The sequence below is a fragment of the Macrococcus capreoli genome, from assembly GCF_025628935.1.
GTDB lineage: Bacteria > Bacillota > Bacilli > Staphylococcales > Staphylococcaceae > Macrococcoides > Macrococcoides capreoli.
In genome coordinates, this window is record NZ_JAOTIS010000002.1 from 117,238 (window position 1) to 136,565 (window position 19,328).

29 protein-coding genes and 2 pseudogenes are annotated in these 19,328 nt (G+C 41.1%); 1 reads left to right on the top strand and 30 read right to left on the bottom strand.

The features are described from left to right. Nucleotides 1–259 precede the first annotated feature (259 nt). From OCL94_RS02250 to OCL94_RS02380, 27 genes and pseudogenes are all read right to left on the bottom strand, one after another. A pseudogene (locus OCL94_RS02250) lies at nucleotides 260–976 on the bottom strand (ribonucleoside-diphosphate reductase subunit alpha); the annotation flags it as partial. 56 nt (nucleotides 977–1,032) lie between these two features. Then, on the bottom strand, nucleotides 1,033–1,599 hold the full coding sequence (locus tag OCL94_RS13265; protein WP_411268462.1) for an NUMOD4 domain-containing protein: 567 nt from the start codon (nucleotides 1,597–1,599) through the stop codon (nucleotides 1,033–1,035). Between the two features lie 180 nt (nucleotides 1,600–1,779). Next, complete coding sequence (locus tag OCL94_RS02260) at nucleotides 1,780–2,670, bottom strand: hypothetical protein (RefSeq protein ID WP_262994128.1); 891 nt, start codon at nucleotides 2,668–2,670, stop codon at nucleotides 1,780–1,782. 219 nt (nucleotides 2,671–2,889) lie between these two features. Next, nucleotides 2,890–3,465: an NUMOD3 domain-containing DNA-binding protein gene (locus tag OCL94_RS02265; RefSeq protein ID WP_262994130.1), complete on the bottom strand. Its 576-nt coding sequence runs from the start codon at nucleotides 3,463–3,465 to the stop codon at nucleotides 2,890–2,892. Nucleotides 3,466–3,590: 125 nt separating this feature from the next. Then, nucleotides 3,591–4,085, bottom strand: a pseudogene (locus tag OCL94_RS02270) (ribonucleotide reductase N-terminal alpha domain-containing protein); the annotation flags it as partial. Nucleotides 4,086–4,257: 172 nt separating this feature from the next. Next, nucleotides 4,258–4,461, bottom strand: coding sequence for a hypothetical protein (locus tag OCL94_RS02275; protein ID WP_262994132.1), 204 nt, complete (start codon nucleotides 4,459–4,461; stop codon nucleotides 4,258–4,260). Beyond that, nucleotides 4,454–4,693, bottom strand: coding sequence for a hypothetical protein (locus OCL94_RS02280; RefSeq protein WP_262994134.1), 240 nt, complete (start codon nucleotides 4,691–4,693; stop codon nucleotides 4,454–4,456). Before OCL94_RS02280 ends, OCL94_RS02275 begins: the two co-directional genes overlap by 8 nt. Before the next feature lie 19 nt (nucleotides 4,694–4,712). Continuing rightward, a complete protein-coding gene (locus OCL94_RS02285; protein ID WP_262994136.1) occupies nucleotides 4,713–4,946 on the bottom strand; it encodes a hypothetical protein in 234 nt (77 codons plus the stop codon). Next, complete coding sequence (gene nrdI, locus OCL94_RS02290) at nucleotides 4,943–5,332, bottom strand: class Ib ribonucleoside-diphosphate reductase assembly flavoprotein NrdI (protein ID WP_262994138.1); 390 nt, start codon at nucleotides 5,330–5,332, stop codon at nucleotides 4,943–4,945. Before nrdI ends, OCL94_RS02285 begins: the two co-directional genes overlap by 4 nt. Further along, nucleotides 5,319–5,528: a hypothetical protein gene (locus OCL94_RS02295; protein WP_262994140.1), complete on the bottom strand. Its 210-nt coding sequence runs from the start codon at nucleotides 5,526–5,528 to the stop codon at nucleotides 5,319–5,321. The genes nrdI and OCL94_RS02295 overlap by 14 nt, the downstream gene beginning before the upstream one ends. 14 nt (nucleotides 5,529–5,542) lie before the next feature. Then, on the bottom strand, nucleotides 5,543–6,076 hold the full coding sequence (locus OCL94_RS02300) for a RuvC family protein (RefSeq protein ID WP_262994142.1): 534 nt from the start codon (nucleotides 6,074–6,076) through the stop codon (nucleotides 5,543–5,545). Continuing rightward, the gene (locus OCL94_RS02305; RefSeq protein ID WP_262994144.1) at nucleotides 6,073–6,315 is read right to left on the bottom strand and encodes a hypothetical protein; all 243 of its coding nucleotides are present in this window, start codon (nucleotides 6,313–6,315) and stop codon (nucleotides 6,073–6,075) included. Before OCL94_RS02305 ends, OCL94_RS02300 begins: the two co-directional genes overlap by 4 nt. A 60-nt stretch (nucleotides 6,316–6,375) precedes the next feature. Beyond that, a complete protein-coding gene (locus tag OCL94_RS02310; RefSeq protein ID WP_262994145.1) occupies nucleotides 6,376–7,362 on the bottom strand; it encodes a hypothetical protein in 987 nt (328 codons plus the stop codon). Between the two features lie 327 nt (nucleotides 7,363–7,689). Next, a complete protein-coding gene (locus tag OCL94_RS02315) occupies nucleotides 7,690–8,256 on the bottom strand; it encodes a dUTPase (protein ID WP_262994147.1) in 567 nt (188 codons plus the stop codon). Continuing rightward, nucleotides 8,246–8,431 (bottom strand): hypothetical protein, encoded by a 186-nt coding sequence (locus OCL94_RS02320; RefSeq protein ID WP_262994149.1) that lies wholly within the window; start codon nucleotides 8,429–8,431, stop codon nucleotides 8,246–8,248. The genes OCL94_RS02315 and OCL94_RS02320 overlap by 11 nt, the downstream gene beginning before the upstream one ends. 168 nt (nucleotides 8,432–8,599) lie before the next feature. Continuing rightward, nucleotides 8,600–8,896 carry a hypothetical protein gene (locus tag OCL94_RS02325; protein ID WP_262994151.1) on the bottom strand — a complete coding sequence of 99 codons (297 nt, stop codon included), beginning with the start codon at nucleotides 8,894–8,896 and terminating at the stop codon, nucleotides 8,600–8,602. After that, nucleotides 8,896–9,396, bottom strand: coding sequence for a hypothetical protein (locus tag OCL94_RS02330; protein ID WP_262994153.1), 501 nt, complete (start codon nucleotides 9,394–9,396; stop codon nucleotides 8,896–8,898). Before OCL94_RS02330 ends, OCL94_RS02325 begins: the two co-directional genes overlap by 1 nt. Next, nucleotides 9,397–9,732 (bottom strand): hypothetical protein, encoded by a 336-nt coding sequence (locus tag OCL94_RS02335; RefSeq protein WP_262994155.1) that lies wholly within the window; start codon nucleotides 9,730–9,732, stop codon nucleotides 9,397–9,399. After that, nucleotides 9,733–9,882 (bottom strand): hypothetical protein, encoded by a 150-nt coding sequence (locus tag OCL94_RS02340; protein WP_262994157.1) that lies wholly within the window; start codon nucleotides 9,880–9,882, stop codon nucleotides 9,733–9,735. Then, the gene (locus OCL94_RS02345) at nucleotides 9,882–12,020 is read right to left on the bottom strand and encodes a DNA polymerase (protein WP_262994159.1); all 2,139 of its coding nucleotides are present in this window, start codon (nucleotides 12,018–12,020) and stop codon (nucleotides 9,882–9,884) included. Before OCL94_RS02345 ends, OCL94_RS02340 begins: the two co-directional genes overlap by 1 nt. A 21-nt stretch (nucleotides 12,021–12,041) precedes the next feature. Then, nucleotides 12,042–14,129, bottom strand: a complete 2,088-nt coding sequence (locus OCL94_RS02350) for a hypothetical protein (RefSeq protein WP_262994162.1) — start codon at nucleotides 14,127–14,129, stop codon at nucleotides 12,042–12,044. 29 nt (nucleotides 14,130–14,158) lie between these two features. Then, nucleotides 14,159–14,542, bottom strand: coding sequence for a group I intron-associated PD-(D/E)XK endonuclease (locus OCL94_RS02355; protein WP_262994164.1), 384 nt, complete (start codon nucleotides 14,540–14,542; stop codon nucleotides 14,159–14,161). An 18-nt stretch (nucleotides 14,543–14,560) separates the two neighbouring features. Further along, nucleotides 14,561–15,292: a vWA domain-containing protein gene (locus tag OCL94_RS02360; protein WP_262994166.1), complete on the bottom strand. Its 732-nt coding sequence runs from the start codon at nucleotides 15,290–15,292 to the stop codon at nucleotides 14,561–14,563. Nucleotides 15,293–15,431: 139 nt separating this feature from the next. Continuing rightward, nucleotides 15,432–15,794, bottom strand: a complete 363-nt coding sequence (locus OCL94_RS02365; protein WP_262994168.1) for a hypothetical protein — start codon at nucleotides 15,792–15,794, stop codon at nucleotides 15,432–15,434. Between the two features lie 4 nt (nucleotides 15,795–15,798). Beyond that, nucleotides 15,799–16,299 carry a hypothetical protein gene (locus tag OCL94_RS02370; RefSeq protein ID WP_262994170.1) on the bottom strand — a complete coding sequence of 167 codons (501 nt, stop codon included), beginning with the start codon at nucleotides 16,297–16,299 and terminating at the stop codon, nucleotides 15,799–15,801. Then, nucleotides 16,292–16,414 (bottom strand): hypothetical protein, encoded by a 123-nt coding sequence (locus tag OCL94_RS02375; protein WP_262994172.1) that lies wholly within the window; start codon nucleotides 16,412–16,414, stop codon nucleotides 16,292–16,294. The genes OCL94_RS02370 and OCL94_RS02375 overlap by 8 nt, the downstream gene beginning before the upstream one ends. A 167-nt stretch (nucleotides 16,415–16,581) precedes the next feature. Continuing rightward, entirely contained in the window at nucleotides 16,582–17,079 is a 498-nt protein-coding gene (locus tag OCL94_RS02380; RefSeq protein ID WP_262994174.1) for a hypothetical protein, read from the bottom strand. A gap of 191 nt (nucleotides 17,080–17,270) precedes the next feature. Between OCL94_RS02380 and OCL94_RS02385 the strand changes: the two genes are divergently transcribed. Then, on the top strand, nucleotides 17,271–17,675 hold the full coding sequence (locus OCL94_RS02385) for a hypothetical protein (protein WP_262994176.1): 405 nt from the start codon (nucleotides 17,271–17,273) through the stop codon (nucleotides 17,673–17,675). Here the strand turns inward: OCL94_RS02385 and OCL94_RS02390 are convergent. From OCL94_RS02390 to OCL94_RS02400, 3 genes are read right to left on the bottom strand one after another with little or no spacing between them, the layout of a single operon-like run. After that, nucleotides 17,672–18,142, bottom strand: coding sequence for a hypothetical protein (locus OCL94_RS02390; protein ID WP_262994178.1), 471 nt, complete (start codon nucleotides 18,140–18,142; stop codon nucleotides 17,672–17,674). The two genes, OCL94_RS02385 and OCL94_RS02390, sit on opposite strands and share 4 nt — an antisense overlap. Beyond that, a complete protein-coding gene (locus OCL94_RS02395; protein ID WP_262994180.1) occupies nucleotides 18,139–19,098 on the bottom strand; it encodes a toprim domain-containing protein in 960 nt (319 codons plus the stop codon). The genes OCL94_RS02390 and OCL94_RS02395 overlap by 4 nt, the downstream gene beginning before the upstream one ends. A gap of 25 nt (nucleotides 19,099–19,123) precedes the next feature. Continuing rightward, on the bottom strand, nucleotides 19,124–19,321 hold the full coding sequence (locus tag OCL94_RS02400) for a hypothetical protein (protein WP_262994182.1): 198 nt from the start codon (nucleotides 19,319–19,321) through the stop codon (nucleotides 19,124–19,126). Between the last annotated feature and the right edge of the window lie 7 nt (nucleotides 19,322–19,328).

Sequence of the window (19,328 nt, forward strand, 5' to 3'; positions counted from 1 at the left end):
TCAATCATACTTTTCCACACACTATACAGATTTAAGTCGTCTGTTGACTTTGCGTACCCTAAATACCCAACTCCGCAAACAGTCCTAACAAACCCGTCTCTAATACTTCCGCTTGTCATACTGCTTATAGAAACATACCGTTTGAACCCGGTTTCTAAAAATTCTATATAAACTTTAACCGAAGACTCGACTCTCAATACTTTATACTTGCCACATTTATTAGACTCAAATACATCTCCACATTTAATGTCTCTCACGCTTAAACGCTGCAACTCAAGCACTCCTCCTGTCCTACGCTCTTTTGTCTTACGTAATACAACGTTTTAATGCCTTTATAGTGCGCATATAGTTGAATGCGTGTTAATTCTCGTGTTGTAATCGAATCTTTAACGAATACAGTAAACGATATTCCTTGATCGACATGGCGTTGAATAGTTGCAATTAAATCGATTACTTTAAACATCGACATATCATACGCTTCTTTATACATAAACCACGTCTGCGGACTTAATCCCGGCATCGGATAGTACGTTTTACTGTCGCCATAAGTACGGTCTTCAATACGTTCCATAATCGGCATAACTGACGCAGTAGCCGACTGTACATACGATATTGAGCCATTTGGTGCGATTGCTAATCTGTAAGAATTATACAGTCCGTACGCTTTAACATCGTCTGCTAGGCGACGCCAATCTAATTCGCTAGGAACGTGCATTCCTTCGAATAACGCTTTAACTTTATCCGACTTCAATTCGGGAAGTTTCGGGATATATTCGTCAAAATATTCGCCTGTTGCGTACTTACTGCCTTCGAAACCGTAGAATGATTCGCCCGTCTTCTGTGCTTCGATATTCGATGCAACAAGCGACCAATAGTTAACCGTCATAAAGAATGTATCTGCGAACTCAATCGCTTCTTCTGATTCATACGGAATGCCTACGCTTGCTAGGTATCCGTGCAAATTCATTGCGCCTACAATGTAATACCCTCGGTTTCCCGATATTTATTAGGGGGTTGGACTATATCATTCACTTAACTACTTTCTTTGTATCTCCAAAGGAATCCTCCGGCAGATTTTCTACACCCTCTACAAACACTAGATATATGCCGTACACCTGTGTCCTTTTGAGCATCTGAAATGGAACTATATTCGGCAATTACTTGTTTTGAATGTCGATCTAACTGCTGCACAGGTCTAGGGTCGTTTATTCCGTCTGTGTTAGGCATGAAGTTTAAAACATCAATAGCGTGTAGCATGTTATCTCTTCTATCAACCCACTCTAAGTTATCTAAAGAATTGTTGTAAGTATCTCCGTCAATGTGGTTTACTTGAGGAAGTTGGTTAGGGTTACTTAAAAATTCAATAGCTACTAATCTATGAACGTAAGCATTCTTTCTGTTTCCATGCGTATCGGTTAACCCTACTTTCAAGTATCCGCACCCGTTATCCGACTGCTTAACTATCTTTTCCTTTTGAGTATAAGGTCTAAGTTTCCCCATATTAAATCTAAAAGTCGTATTCTCTTTAATTCTTACTCTACCTTGAGAACTTACTTGATACTTAGGATCGTAGCCTTCTATATCCTTCCAAATCTCCATCAGAATCCCCCTTTCTTTTAATAGTTAAGTTAGTCTGCGTATAGCCTCTGAGGGGTCAACCACGACTTCCCTGCTGATTACCTATTTACATATTGATGGATTTTCACTTTAACGAATTGGTAAGATTCAAGTACCATCAATCTTTAAGGCTTTCCAGCATATAGCAGACTTTTAATTGGGCTAGGCGATTTTTAACCCAATAGAACGCATCTCTTTATTCGCCTTATTAACGGCAGGCGCATTCTGTACGTCACTACTGCGGGATACTGTATTTAACGCATCAACCGCTTGTACTACGGCTTTGCCGATGTCTCCCGATTTCATTACGTTAGCAATGTTTAGCGAGCCTAAGTTACACGAAATGTCTAAACCGATTTTATCTTCGCCTTTACCGTAGTCGCCAAACTCGGATAACTCGCTGTATTGGAGTATCTCCGAGCATAAGTTGGAAAACTTTACCTTGCCGAGATTATCCAACGCATGCGCTCTATTCGCAGTATCCTCGAATAATATATACGGATACCCTGACTCAATCTGCGTAATAGCAATACGTTCTAATAACGCTCTAGGATCGATTTTATCTCGTCTGATTTCGGGATTGGCAACGAACTCGTCGTATCTAGCCGTCAAGTCTACTTCGTCAAGATGTTCGCCTGTAACGTCGTAGAAGTTCTTCGGATAGAATACGTACATAGGCTCGTTATTTCTAGCGAGTTCAATCATCTTGTCGGGAATAACCACTCCTAGATTTAACGTAGGACAACGTACATCGTCGTCTGCGCTAATACGCTTAGTCGCTAAAAAGTCGTAGATGTCCGCGTGGAATACGTTTAGGTATACCGAGCATGATCCCGTTCTTGCGCCCGTCTGATTGATGTGCCTAAACGATTGGTCTAAGTTTTTCATAATCGGTACAACGCCCGAAGATACGTTTTCTACACCTTTAATCGTTTCGCCTTTCGCCCTAGTCTTAGTTAAATTAGCCGAAACGCCTCCACCAATCTTCGATAACTGTCGCGCAGTCGAGTTCATCATGTTAATGTCGTTTAAAGAGTCGCCACATTCGAGCAAGAAACACGAAATGAATTCGCCTCCACGTGCTTTCCCTACATTTAAGCCAAATATTCGACAACGTTCGCTAAGCGTTGCCCGTTCTCTTATGAACTGCTTTACATCGCTGCAAAGAGTAGACTATGTCATAATCCCGAAGGATTCCCGCCGTTTCCATTCGCTTGAATGTACTCTACTCGCTTACACAAAAGTGTGCTTTCGATAGTCGTTGCGCATTTACTAACTTACATACCTTATATCGTCATTTGTATCGTCTCTAAGTGCTTTATAAAACCTAAACTTCTTTAACCCCGAGGCAGCCATCCCCTCTTTTACAGAACCATAAACGACTCCATTCACTATAACTTTTTTTGAAAACGGGTTATTACCGCCCGATCTGTCTATGCGGCTTAGCGATTCTTTCATTTTAGCTATAGAGTCCGGGGTATGAGTCTTGCCATAAAAATGGTTATCCTTGCCTGTCGTTTTTCCTCGTTTACTTTCGGATATTTTTCGTTTAGTTTCGACTGTATGTTCTTTTGGCTTCCCACTATAAGCAAAGTTATACACTCTATCCCTGTGCAGAGAAATATAACTCTTTTCTAAAGCTGCTGCCTCTTCTTCGCTTAGTCCCTCTTTAATTATTTCGAAAATAAACTCTACTCCGTCATCATAATCTTTTTGCATTTCTTTGTTCCCGTGAGTTCCATAACTAAGTGTTCTTCTATGATGACCGAATCTTTTCTCTACTTGCGAAGATATTCCGAAATAAACCTTATCATTTACTAAATTGCTTATTCGATATAATGTATACATTCAACCCCTCCTATAATAATAGACGAGGTATGTAAGTAGATTTAGCTCAATAGTTATCTCCATGAGACGTCCTTTGATTAGACGGGTTTTCGATATAAGTTTCCTTATAAAGCCTCCTATAAATTGAAGGTGGGCGTCGCGGGCTGGTATTGCTGCGTTATTAACAGTTCTACGAAGTCTAGCGCAGTATCTACGCTACCTTTACCGAAAAACAACGCAACAATCGACACACGGTCTTCGTATCGTTCTAAATACGTCTTCTTATCGTCTGATTTTAATGCGTAATTGTTATAAAACTTAAATGCGCTCATATACGAAGGGAATCGAAACTTCTTCGCATAAGCTGCTTTAAATACGGATTTAATTTCTTCATACGAATATTGCGCCAACAACTCCGCATCCCAATAGTTATTATCGGTTAAATATTCGATCTTCTCGGCTAAGTCGTGAAACCATCGCATGTTGACGTTGACATGATCGATAAAGTACGCCTTTACTGCTTCGGCATCTTTTTGCGGATTGAATGCAAGATTACCGTTTGCATCACGTTCCATAACTTCGTTATTTAATTCTATTGCTGTCTTTTTCTTCGTCAAAAATACCGCCTTCTTTCTACGCATCTTTCTGCGCTATTTATTCGTTTAAAATTCGTTTTCATCTCCGTAGATGTGATAATACCCTTCGATAATAATAGGCTTAACTACGTAATAACTAACGTTTGCGAATTTTATTGCGTCGAATTCGTGAGCAAACGCCTTAACTAAAACGAGTATCTCGTCGCTAGTACCCTCGTTAATTACTTCGAATACTCCGTATATCATTCGATACACCTCTTTCTGCGCCGTCAATATAATCGACTGCGTACATTTCTTCGTTTGTTTCGTTTAAATGGGCTGCGGTGTCTAACGCCTCATCCAACGTCTCGTGCGTTGAAAGAAGCGCCCAACCGCCATCAATAAGTTTAAATATGCCGTAGTTATCCGTATAATTACTCATAATAACCACGTAATGTATTCGCTATTTTATGCGATAATTTCGCATCTTTCCTGAATTCATGCAAAGGTACGGGGTTGATTAATAACGGATTAAACGCAGGTATGATGTTTCCCTCTAGTGTAATAGCGTTATATTTCGGTCTTTCAGCATTAAAAAGCATTCCATCTTTTACGACTAAAACGTCTGTACCGTTTTCAGTACGCCACACCTGTCCTGCTTTAATTTCGATCATAATATCGTCTCCTTTTCGATTAGTCTTCGTCAGCTAAATATGATAGCGCCATCTGCGCCGCTTGATATAAGTCTCCGGCTAACTCTTCGCTCTTAGTAAGCATAAACGCTAAAGCTAGCACCGATCCTTTAAAATTAATCGTAGCTTCGTCGCCTGCGCTCGCTAAAACTAACGCCACGCTTTCAGCATCGTCTTTCGTCACCAACGCAGATACTTCTTCGTACGCCTCATTTAATTTAGTAATACCGCTCATAATATCTTCCCCTTTTCGTCTAATAATCGTTCTAATTCGTACTCAATTCGCATTCCATCTGCTACATTGCCTCGTAGTTCAAACTTCGCTAATAGTGGCACATCGTACATATCGGATAAAACATCGCCTGCATGACCGTATAACTTTCCCCACGCCATATTGCCCGACGCTATTACTCCGACCATACATCCGTTATTCTTACGTAGCCACTTCGTCACAACTTCGGGTACTTGTCCGAAATCGTATGTTGGCGTAATAAGAACGTATGGCGTATTTATCGCCTTTACTTCGCTAATGTCTACCGTTTCATACTCGTTTAAATAACGTTCAACAAACGCTTTAACGTTACCTGTGCGACTATAGTACACAATCTTAATCTTCTTCATTCGTATGCACCTGTACGTAGTCTAACGCTAACAGAATAGCAACGAACATTAGCGTATATTCTGCGTAAATTAACGCATTATGCAGTACATCCACGACAAAGAATACGTCAGCAATACCACCAACAACTAAAGCGAATATGAACGGCAGCACGAAGCTAGCCGCTAGAATAAATCCGTAAGCAAAAATCTCTTTCATCGCCATACCTCCACTTAATTTCGTTTATACTTCGTCTGAATAACGCCTTCACGTTCAAGCCATAACGTTGCCAACGCTATTGCATCGGCTACATCGTCTAATAACTTGCCTCTAGGCGTCCATATTTCGTTTATTTTTCGTTCATAATACCTTTCTACGGCTTCAGCGATCATCGCCTTATCCTTACGTGTTCCATCTGCGCCTAATACCGTTCTAGCCCACGCCTTAACAGTCGAGTTGCTTACGTCATGTAACGGATAATACGCTGCTAATTCGTGTTCATATACGGCGTGTGTCTTAATAACCGGTGTTGCAGACGATACTTGACGAATGATTGACGCTTCTTTGATTAGCGCCTTCGGATTCGTCTTACTTGCGATGTACTTAATTTCGGTTACTGTGTCGTCAATACGCCGTTCGCTCGGTTTATTCGTATCAGACTTGATTAAGCCCGCTGCTTTTATCGATGGTACACCGTCTTTAACTTCGATAACGCACCATCCCGATTTACTGTACGACAAGTCTAGCCCGAGATATGTTTCGCTCACTCGACCGCCTCCAATACTAGAACGCCTTTACCGATAGCGTCTAAAATTGCTTTCGGAAACTTAACGATGTCAGCCGATGTAAACTGCGTTACGTATTCGCCAAACTCCTCGGCATAGTCGTCTATTATATAGCGGTCTAATTCGGTATCGTAATTGATATAACCGATAGAGCAGTTTAGTACGCCGTCAATACTCGGGTATCTTACGTAATACTTCGTCATCTTAAATTCCTTCGTCATAATATCGCCTCCTACTTATTTAACGAATCTACATCGCTATTTCGCACACAAATCGTAAAATTATACCGCCTGTCTTTCGTCAAATCTTCGTTTAATATCGTCCAATGATTCATAAACGCTTTTACGTTCCCAAGCCGCCATATCCTCGACTAAGAATTCTGCAACGGTTTCTAACGTCGCAAGCTCTTCTGCCGTAATAGAAGCGCTAATTGCGTCCTTATAATCGTTAAACTTCCATTTCGATAAGTCCGGCAACGGTGGATCGTTTTCGCGTACTCTACGTGTGATGTCAGCGAAATAGTCTAACACGTCTTCTTTCGCTTCTTGCGTTACATCTACGTCGAATAATCGTAAATCGGGCGTCTTAGCGTATTCGTCTTCCGTTAAATACCAACCTTTTTTGGCCGTATTGTAATACGCAATAATGTACTTATCGACATCGTACATAATCGAATAGCATACGCATTGTTTAACATGGTCTTCCTTAGGCGCAGTCATCGCTCTAATCGACGTCATTGATGGCGTCTGCTGCTTCGATTTAATCTCTAAACCGACTTTCTTGCCTGTTTCGTTATCGATCATAATGCCGTCCGAAGTACCCATTAAATAGAACGTTTCACCGTTATGTTCGACTTTATGCTGCGTATAAATGAAGTCTTCAAACGCAGGCCATTTACCGCCATTAACCATTCCCATCGTAAATCGCGGTTTCTTGCCCGTAAACTTTTCGTAATGGCGTTCACATAGTAGCATTTCATGCTGCAACATATCGCCCACCATCGTTCCTAACGCTAACCATCGTCTTTGATGCGGAGGCCATTCTTTCTTATCGCGTCTTGCTTTCTTCGCCTTTTCGTATAATGCGCGAGGGCAAGCGTTTGCACTTGACGGGCTAAAGTAAACTACGCCCCAATTAACCTTTTTACCCGCTTTATATACGTCTGCATACGATTGATGTAGCCATTGTTCTAACGCGTCATCATACGGTTGCGGATACGTATGGAATTCGTCAAGTTGCTTCATAAGTTCTTTCGCTAATTCTTGCATATATCGTCCTTCTTTCGTTTAATCTTCGTTTCTTTCTGCGATAGTCGCCTCTATTACGCCAAAAGATACGATGTCCGAGAATAACTCGTCGTACTCACGTATAAGATTCGCTCTAACCATACACTCGTCGATGGTATCCAACGCATCTTGCTCGGTATGGGCTAATACGTCTTCTATTATGTCGAAATTGACTGTGCAGCGCAGCCTAACCGTATGGCTCGATAACGGTGCGCCTCTATAATCACTCGTCATTCACATTCGCCTCCATCTTTCTTTGGTATAAATCCGTTAAAAGAGCGATAAAGCGCCATAAGGCGCAATATTCGTTTAAACATATCCTCTATCTTCGTCAGCCGTACCGTCTTGTCTCGCGTGATTACGCGCCATCTTCGCTTTATACGCCTCAATTAACGCGTCTGTATTATAATAAACTTCTGCAATAACGAACGGCTGCGCTAATAGAAACGCTAAGGAGTCTAGCGTTAATGAAGGCTGCTCGTCTTCAAATACCGCGTTTAATAATAAACGAATGTAGTATAATGTTATCTCCGACTTATCTAACGTGAATCCGTCTGTAATCTTCGCTAACCCTTCGTTTACTTCGGCAACAATGTATTCAAGCGCTACTTCTTCTTCATCTTCAATCGCATCTAAGCCTTGCCCGATTAACGATAATGCAAACGCTAATACGTCAGCTAATTCGTCTAACTCAACGTCTAAGCCTTTTCCCGGTGACGCTTTCCAATTCTTAAACAATTCTTTCGAGTTAAGCCATTCGAATAATTCTACGAAATAAGCAAGCGTAGTATCACCTAAGCGCTTAGTCGTAATTCTTGCGTCAAATTCACGTTGTACCGTTAATAAATCATCTAATAAATCATAATTAAATTCCATCCGTTTTACCTCCGTTTACTTTAATTTCGTTAATCCCGCAGAATGCGCCATAGTCAAGTTCCTTCTGCGCCTGCAAGTCCAATAACGCTTTTTCTGCGTATTCTTTCGTTGTATAAACGCCAACGCGGCGTCTTCTTTCGTCGTATACTTCCCAAACGCTAAATTTATACGTCATAATTAACGCCTCCTTTTTGCGTAATAGTAATCGTAGACAAGCATTAATTCGAAAAATAACAGTCCTATTAACGTACTCAAAGCGTTATCCGAGAATATAATCGCATTCTTTACGATTAAAATAACCGTCAGTATAACGCTTAGTGTTAATAGCGTTATATACGTCTTATTACTCATCTAAATCTTCCGCAACTCGAAGTAATAAATCTGCGGCTTCATTTAAATGCTCTACCGCTTTATATATTCTTGAAGCGTTACCCACGACTAAATCGCGATCATCTTTGGATGCGTCATACAGTTCGCTAGCAGGCGCATGAATACCATAATCGTCTAAAGGCATTACCTCATCTAAATCGTAAGCATTTCCGCTGACGATAACGGTCGCAACCTCCTTGTCTCCGTAATAAGAATCGATTGTTCCTATAACGCCATCTAACGTTTTAACCTTATCTCCGATATTAAACATTACGCAGCACCTCCGCTTACTTTATCGATTGTTAATTTCGCATCTACTATGATAGGATACTCTTCGGCTATATTATCACCTGATTGATTACGTACGGGCAGATTGCATTCGAAGTCTAATTCGTTGTCTAACGGATCGCGTAGGATAATCGAGTTATAGTACCCTTCCGTTTCCCCGTCGTCTAATCCGTGGATTGCGTGAATAACTAGTATCACGAAACCGTCCGTTGACATACGTACTTGTCCCGGATAAACGTTTGGTGTCGTGTGTAATGCGTCTACGTTTACTTCTACGTTTAAGATTCCGTTAGCTTTATACGTGATTTCTTCGACTGCTTCGATTTCATCGTCACCAACCCACAATGTGTCGTTTGCTTCGTACGGGCAAATAGGGTCGTCTAAATCGACTTCAGTAATCGTAACTATTTCTCCGAGTTCAAAGTGATGTCCGTTTAATTCCTTAATAACGCGTACCTTATCGCCTACTTTAAATTTCACCATTTATTCGTCCTCCAATCCGAATTGCTCGTTTAATCGCGCTAATTCTCGTTTATATTGACGCTCAATAGCGGCTTTCTTTTGCTCATATGTCGTAATAACAATTGCGCAGCCTGTCGGATCGTCCCAATCTCCGCCGCCTCTTTCGATAAATACATCGTCTATATACCCGGCCACAAAATCATCTCTATCGCCTTCCGTATGTGCAGCATACTCCGTCCAATAATCGAATAAATCGTTACGCATACTTGCCGAATCTTCTGTTACGTAACTGTCGTGTAACTCTTCTCCGTCTTGCTTACCGTAAGTAAAATATATTTCGACTATTACTTTCGCCATTTATTCGTCCCCCTCTTCGTATATCTCATGAGTCATTGCGTATCCATTCCAATTATCAACGCCTGCTGTTTCTAAGGCGTATAGAAACGCTTGGTCTTCCAACAGTTGATCGTACTCTACTTGCGGGATTGTTACGTATAATCCGTCCATTATTCCGACTCCTTTCGTTTAAACCAATCTTCTACCGTCATACCTTCGCCCCAACGTAAACTAAGTTCAATGTCGGTCTTATTCGGTACATCTCCGAATTGATACGTTTCCACCATCACGCGTCTAAACTCGTCTACGTCTTCTTGCGTTAATGTGTCGGGAACTAGCAGAATCGCTTCATCATGGACTACGCACCACAATCGCCATTCCCCTTTACCTTCGTTTGTTTTTCGTTCACAAAACTGTTGCAACGCAATTAATGTCGCTTTCGTTTGAATAGCCGCGCTGCCTTGAATAATTGCGTTAGTTGATTGTGTCATTACTGCCGAATACCAATAATCGCTATCTGGATTTAATGCATCGGGTAATCTACGCTTACGACATTTATCGCCTAACCATACGAACCCATGCTTCTGCACGTATTCACGGTTATGCTCGATCCATGCGCCTAATGTCGTATACTTCGCTTTAAAGTCGTCTAGTATTGCCTGTGCCTCTTTAACCGTTTTTCCAAGCTGCATTGATAACGTTCTAGCACCTGTACCGTATGCAATCGCAAGTAAGATTACCTTCGTTTGCTTACGATATATAGAACCGTCTCCGCACTCGCTTAAAGGTTTATTAAAGATTTCGCTTGCTACCGTTGAATATAAATCCGTGCCATTACGATAATTCTCTTTTAACTTCTCTTCGCCACTATATGCCGCTAATGCTCGATACTCCTGTTGACTAAAGTCTCCGCCTAGCATTACGTATCCTTTCGGAGCAACGAATAGCTTACGTGCTTCGTACGGTTGATTTTGCAGGTTGACCGATCCACCGCCCGAACTAAAGCGTCCTGTCTTCGCACCATTCGTATTATAGTTCGCCATTAACTTGCCCGTTTTTTCACGGATAAACTGCGGTAACTTATCAACGTATGTGCCGTATAACTTCGTTAACTCTTTATAATGCAGTAAATCTTCGACTACTACGTAATCTTTCGCTAAAGGTTTAAGCGTTCTTTTAGCGTCTGTATTCGGTATCTCACGTCCTATATGCGCCTCTATTGCCGGTTTAACCTGCGCAGGACTATTAAGGTTTATATCGCCGAATACCTTCTTTATGCGATGTTCCGTATCTGCGATCTCTTGCGTTAATCTTTCTCCGTACTCTTTCGCATATTCTTCATCGATAACGAATCCTGTGCGTTCCATCTCGACTACTGCGTATAACAACGGCATTTCAATCTCTTTTGCGTATTGATAAATCGTTGGAAAACGTTCTGATAAAATCTTGCGTTGGAATTCGTATAATTTATACGTTACATCTCCATCTTTCGCGGCGTATGCCGTTGCAATTAGTAAATCCGATACTTCGTTGAAACCTTTCTTACCGAATAATTGTCCGTAAGTAAGCGACGGAATCTTTAGAAATTTCGATACTAACGTCTTTAGCGCATACGACGGTTCGTTCTCGTTTAATAAGCGCATTGCTTCTTGCGTATCCCACAACTCGCCGCGAACGGTAATCCCTTCGTTACGTAACATGTGAATATCAAAGCCGGCATTATGCGCAATCTTCATTACGGTTTCGTCTTCATAAATCGTTTTTAATACGCTTAATACGTAATCATGGTCTAGCTGCGTTTCATGCGTATCATGCTTAGTCGGTATATAATAATGCCTATCGGCTTTAACCGCAGACAATACGTGTCCTACGATATAATCCGACCATATATCCGTTCCTGTCGTTTCAACGTCGAAAACGATTGTTTCTTCGTTGTTTAACTCGGCAACCATGTATAATAACGATTTTTCGTCGGTTATTAATCGATAATTACATGGCATACTTTCTTTCATTTCGTTTAAGATACGTTCCTGTGAGCGCTCTTCAACGATTTTGTATAAACGTAATACTTCGGCTTTACTTAGTTTGCGTCCTTTTTCATACGCTTTTTGTTCTCGTGTTATTTCGCCTTCTTCTAACGCCTCTTTAACCGCTAATATACGCTTTCTGTCCGTATCTGATACGGTTTTAGCGCTAAGGATACGGGAAAACGCCTCTTCTAACGTTTCCCCTGCCCCTGCGTCTATTGCCGTTTTAGATGCGTTAATAAGGTTAGACGATGATTCGTTTAGTTCGATTTTAACGTTCATCTTTCATCGCCTCTTTCTACGCTACTTAATCGCTTTTGCTACGAGTTCTAACGTGCTTTCTACGTCTTCTGCTTCTACAATTACGTATTCTTTATCTAATCGTTGTTCAACAACGACAACTCCGTTAGATCTAACGTCCTTTACAATTGATAATCTGCCTTTCTTGATTGAGTCGTTATATCCATCCGTATAATTCGTCTTAGTACGAACTACGTCGCCTATTTCGATCTTATACGTTTCTTCTTCGATAACTAACGTTAAGTCTTTAATTTCTACGAATTGCGTTTCATTATGCACTGCACTTCTGAACGCATTATCTCCGTCAAGCGGTTCTACTTCTACGTCAATTCCTTCGGTAACAAAACTTCCTTCAGTTGCAATTACTTTCGCCAATACACCGTCTTTCAAGTAATGATAGCCTTTTGCGCGGACTTTAACGATGTCGCCGACTTTAATCGCGGGTTTGACCGGCTCATCTTTAACCGTTTCTACTACGTGTTCAAGATCGACTTCCGATATAGATTGCGTACCCTTCCCGCCAAACATACAGTCGAAACGCTGCAACGAAGCTTCGTCGGTTTTAACGACCCAACTTTTGTTATGCGAATGCTTCTCGACTGTGCCGATCGTACCTTCCGGAAAGTTATGGTAAACCGCTGCTTTAACGCGTACTTTATCGCCTACTTTAAACTTTGATTTATCCGACTTAGCTTCGCTTACTTTACGGATAACGATACCTTCTTCATTTTCGTCAAAGTCGATTAACTCACGCTCGTCTCCGTCTTCATCTTCGAATGATAAACCGTCCCAACTATCTTCGTATAGTTCGTATTTCTCGCCTTCTTCGATGTCTGTAACGTCTTCTAACGCTAAGAAATAATCGCCTTCTTTTGCGTCTTCAAACGATACTTTTTCGTATCCTTCGGGAACGTTTTTATTCGGCTCTTCCTTCGTTGTGATACCGTGTTTAGCGTTGAACTCCTCTTCCGTAGTTTTAACGAAGTATTGTGGATCTACCGGATATTCACCGTGTAAACAATGCTCGTATTTAACGTGTTTTAGTACTTCTACTGTTATTTCGTTATCTTCTTCGAGTAATTCAACAACTTTCATCAATGCTTCATCCGTAGTCCATGCGTATGCATCTCCGTCAATACACGTTACAATATCTCCCACTTTAAACGGCGCATCTTTCTCCGCTAAATACGCTTTCTTCTTAGCTTCGAACTCTTCGCGAGTAACTTCGTATATATGATATTCGTTAACTGCGACTAATCCGCCAACTATATCACCTTCTTTGTGTTCTCCGTAAGCATCTACGACTTTTAATTCTATGTCATACATCAACGCTATGAACCCCTTAACCTCTTCGCCTGTCTTAGTAAGAAGCATACGGTCTGCGCCTACTCCAAACTCTTCACTCTTTACTTCGTCAGTATCGACATATTCGCTCTTAATCATATAGAACGTCTCTTCCTTCGGCTCTTCTTCCGCAACTACTCCGGCTTTCTTAACGTCAGTCTTATATACATGCTGCTCTAACTTATCGACTTTTATGCGGTAAGAATTCTCGTCAACGCCTAGTACTACGCCTACAACTCCGATTTCATAATAGTGTCGAATACTGCCACCGTTTCCGATAATTTCTACCTTATCTCCGACTTTGATTTCGTCCTCATTATCTGTAGTTGACTCCGCATCAATCTTGCGTAGGATAAGTCCGTTTTCGTAATGGCAAGCTAAGTCTCGTGCATCATTCTCGTCATCGTAAAAGATTAAATCGTCACAAACGTCTCGCTCGATAAGGTATTTAGTCCCCGGTGTAATGTCTGAACCGTATTCCTTCGCTAAAAAATAGTCGCCATCTTTTGCGCCTTCATACGATACTTTCGCATACCCTTGCGGCACATCTTTTTGCGCATCTACATCGCCATTTTCTGCGTGAATTTTCGCAAACGCCTCGTACTCTTCCATAGTATCGAATGTGAAAGTTGTACCGTTCGCCTCTAATTTAATCGCCATAATATAATCGTCTCCTTTTTTCGCTTTCGCGTTTCGTTTATTTTTCGTTACGATCGGTAATCCAATCGCAATATTTATGCGCATCATTCACCGGACATATTCCGATGAAATAGCGTTTAAAGCGAATACTCCGTCCATTTCGTTCTTGCCGTCTCAAAGTCCATCGCCCAATATTCCGATTGCTCGTTATTAGGTATTAGGTACCCGGTATTACTATCGAGGTGGACGCCGAATATATAATCGACGTCTTTTCTCGAATAAGGTACGCCATTACTATTAGCGCCTTTGATAACGACTTGACCTTCGCGATCACTTCGTATCTTTACCGTTTTAACCTGCACGGTGAATACTACGTTATCGCCATCGTCATCCTTTCCGACAACAATCAAATCGTAGACTTCGGGAACTGCCGCATGAAATACGGAGAACCCGTTTGACAAGAGCATGGCCGTCGCTAAGTGTTCGCTTACGCCACCTGTTAGCGTTGATTCGTGCGCCATGTACGTCATTCCCTTCGATTAAAAGTTTGCAGTCGGGTCGTCTTCTGCATTTACCGTTTCAACAACGGGTGTACCGCCTTCAAGTCCGATTAATGATACGTCGAACCCTGTCGCTTTTAACGATTCAATCATCTGCTCTTCGTTTTGAACGAAATAAAGATTTTCGAATAACGTTTTATCGAACGATGCAGGCGCTTCATTAAACGCTGCTTCTTGTTCTTGCGTCAAATCTTCTAAGTCTAGCGGAGTTAATACGACTTTCGTTGACGTACCCGTACCGCTCTTCTCTAATTCGAACGCTTTCTTGCCTAGTTTCTTATCATTACGTTGAATGATACCGATAACGTCTTTCGCTTGATTTTTCGAGAAATCAATAACGATACATTCCTTCGCATCTAAGTCGTAGAATCCGATAGCAAAGCGAGGTTTAATACGGAACTGACCGGCTTCTTGTGACGCCTCGTCTCCGAACTTTTCGCTCTTATCTTGCCAATATTGCCACGCCTTATCAAACGGAGTTAAAGCGTCAACCGGGAATCCTTTCGCAGATAGCTTAGGCGGATTCTCGGGCACGAACGTGTTAACCTTTTTAAAGATTGAATACGTTTGAACTCCGATAAAGTCTCCGAAGTTTAGCACTTTAACTGTACGCTTTTCTCCGCTGCCAAGCTTCGAGAACTTATTTTCGTGTCCTGCCGTTTCTACTTCGTTGAGTAAATTTAATGCATCTAATCCACTTGTTACATTCATGTTACCGTCTCCATTCGTTTAAATTTCGTCATTTATGGACGTCTCCATTAACGACATTGAACGTCTTTAAGCGCTATATTAAACGTTCATTGATACGGGCTAACGATTGCTAACCCGCATTATCAACGTTTAACTCTTTCTACGACTTAATTGCGTTTAGTACTTCTTTAATCGCCCAATACTCGGGATTAACTAAAGCGGTAACTCCGTTTTCAGCCGCGCATATGCCTACACAAACGACTATGAATAATACGATTCCTACAACAAATGTACACATAGCAGCGTCTCCACTATCGAAATAAGGGTCGTATTCCGCCTTAATCCACGCTTTACGGATAACCAACACTAACGCAATCGTTACGATTAGCATGACTATAGCACACACTATCGACATAATCCCGCTTACTACTGCCTGCTTTAGTAACGCTTCATAAACGTGTTCACTTGCTACGTTTAATGATTTTGCTAACTGATCGATATACTTCATTGTTTCTTCTTTCATTTGTTTATACCTCCACGTTATATGTTTTTGCTAGCGTTTCTAAGTCGTGTATATGATTGCTAACCGTTATAATTTCACGGTTAATATCCGTAATCACTTCTGCAATACGTTCTTGTACCTTTGGATTACGCGCTTTTAAGCGTCTAATCTCCGCCTCATGCATTTCGATCTGCAACTCTTTATACGCTTTCTTATACGGCTTTAGTAGTCGCATAATCTTCGTCTTTACTGCGTCTGACACTTCTTCTACTAGCGTTTGGGTTACGCCTGTATAGAAGCTAATCGTTATTACTACGTTTTCTTTCGAAACAACAATCTCCATCTGCTTGAATCGATAGTGCGTATGCCCGTCTTCGTAAACGCCTAAGCATTCTGATTGCGGAATGTACTCGTTACACCATTTTTTCGCATTAAACGCTAATACATCGCCTTTTCCACGGCCGCCACATCGTTCTTTGTAGCGTTGGATTGCGTGCTTACTTACTTCGTATTCTACATTAGGCATGCGCTACTACCTCCTGCAACGTAATATAATCAGCAATATCTTCGTTGGCGTCGATACCTCCGTTGTAGATAATGTCGCCGAATCTTTCGTCAATTAAATCGAATAAATCTAACATCGTTCTGTACCGTCCTTCCTTGTTTTTTCGTATGATAAGCGTTCAAAAAGTGTTCGTTTAATGTTCGGTTGTTTTTCGTTTAAATTCGTTGTACAATTACACCATAGACAACCGGAATAACTCCGATTGAAATAACTTATAATATATGTTAGAATCGGTTAGGACGTTTAAGCGACAAAATAGCCGTTTAAATCACCGTATAAACTTTCATCATATTTCGAAGATAAACGAGTTAGCGCTCGCTTAACTTCCATGTGATGCAGGCCTAAACGTTTAGCGACGTTTGTGACCGTAGGTTTATCAGAGTCCAAGAACGTTTGAACTATTAGCGTAGTTCTTTCGTCCGAGCCGTTTGCAAGACTGTAAATCAATTCGCGTTGGTGGTCTTGTAGGCGGCTTTCCTTTTCATTCGATTCATCGCTTGCTATGATGTCATATAGCGTAGTAGACGTGTCATCCGAGTTAGCGCTCGGTTCGTCTAACGAGATAAAGCGTTCTCGCTCAATCTTCGCTTTACGTAAGTAGTCAAGCGTTCGGTATCTCGCTTCTGCAAATTCTTTACCTTTCGCAGAGGCTTTCATCAGAACATCGTTTGCTATCGTTTCAGCAACGTGTCTATCCGAAATACCTTTAGAGGTTACGTATTTAATTATGGCGTTTCTCACTTAATCGTCCTCCTATTATACTAACGAAATGAAATCACGTTTTCGCACACATTCGTTAATATTTTTTTTTATTTTTATTTTCGCAAGTTGTTAGCGCAACTTACAAAACTAATATTACTCGTATTATAATACGAATACAATAACAGTACGATTACAATAAAGTTACAGAAATATTACAAGGAGGCATATTCATGGATAAAAATAATGATAAATCCTTTGATGACGTGTACTTAGACTTATTAAATAGACTCGAACTTGAATACGATAATGACGAGTATAAAAACATATTAATTAAGTCAATGAACGACTCGCCGCATAATAATAGCACGTTAGCAGATCTATTAGGAATATCAGAGGGAGCGGTACGTAAAACGCTAAACCCTAAAACAGAGTTACCGCCATCTGCGAGATTAGCGGCGTATTTACTGTTAGCAGACAATAAACGTAAAAGTACCGATAGATACACACCTGACTTACGAATGGATAAACTTACGCTATTAAAGTATATAATGGATTTAGATTCGTCAGAATTCGATATAGAATTAAAAGCTAATGATAAAGCCATCACAATATTCCCGGTCATAGAAAACGATTAATCGCGAATATCCTTTAACGGCTTATACTCACCATCACGATAACTATCCGTATAATACTCGGCAACATGCAGAAACTCGTTTTTAGGTAACGATTTAAACTCCCACGCAAATGCTGCGTCGTTATCCTCTTTCGCTAATTCTGCAAATTTATCGTATGGACGTAAAGCCGTTAATAAATCTTCATATAATGCTCGCTTATCATTCGATAACTTATCCGCCTTTATATCCTTCTTAAACGCCTCAATATACGGAATAGCTTCTCGGAACTTCTTAGCGTCAGCATGATACGGATTCAACTCCTCGCCTGCTTTTACTCCGCCTGCTTCGTTAAGATTTTCGCGAATAGCCTTCGCAGTATTAACCGTATACACTTCTAATTTCGCGTCTTCACTCTTATACTTACTTTGCGCGCCACATCCCGTTAAAAGAATTGCTGCCGTTGTTAATCCGATTATTAAACGTTTCATATCCGTATCTCCTTCTCTTTAATTGGCACTATGCGTACCGTCTTTAAGCGATCTAATCCGAGTTCATTAACGTCTTTGCACCCGTCCATATCGCTATAGTTAATTCTATTCAACGTTATCTTATTGCGCAAGAATTCTTCTACGATACGATTAAATTTCTGTCCTTGAACGTCATTATCGCCTGCAAGTATTACTTCGGTTAAACCCGACATTACAATTAAATCGGCTTGATACTCGTTAAGCCTAGCGCCGCCAATAGCGATGGCGAATATACCGATACTTTGCCACGTCATTGCATCGATTTCTGCCTCGCATATAACGGCGCGTTGAATTTTACGCTTAATGACGACATCCAACCCGTAAATAAGCCTTGACAAGGCAGTCCCGCCATCTTCGTACCAAAAATACTTACTACGTTTATGCCGATATTTAATCGCTGCTACATTGCCATTAACGTCACGCCACGGTATTCCTACATTATCACCGTTGTCAAATACGCCATTCATTTCGATTACTTTCGGATGAATACATCTTTTTACGAGATAGTCCGTGTCTATCGGCTTATCATAAATGGCCGGAGATAAAATCATGGACTTATTTTCGGTTAATGCGATATTCCCTACGCTTACTTCGATGTCTTGATCGGTATAATCGTAATCGTACTTTTCGAGCAAGTATGCGCATGTTTCTTCGTATGATTCATCGCGCAGGAATGCGAGTAACTTCGGCAATGTACCCGACTTATAATAATCGTCTTCATACGCACTATCGCCGAAAACGCCGGAATATTCCCCCGTAAAATTAACCCAAAACGAAGGTTTACGATCTCCTGCACGAAAAGGACTCGATGCGACCATCTTGTCCTCCGTCCATTTAGCGTTATGCCATTCGTACTCCTCGATTTCTTCGCGTACATCTACGTCTATACTGCGTCCTAATACTTTAATCGTTGCCACGCTTTATACGACTCCTTTCGTCTTTCTACGGTAATTTTACTTTGTCTTCGTATAATACTGTCCGTGCTTTAACGCCTTTATGGTGCGCCAAAACACCGTCAGTATGGCTAGCAATCCATAACTCGCAAAGTCCTTCGGGTATATAACGCTTATCCGAGAACACGGCAACGTATTCTGTCCCGTCCTCTAATTCAAAATACACTTTCGTATCTAATCCGCCCATAAAGCAC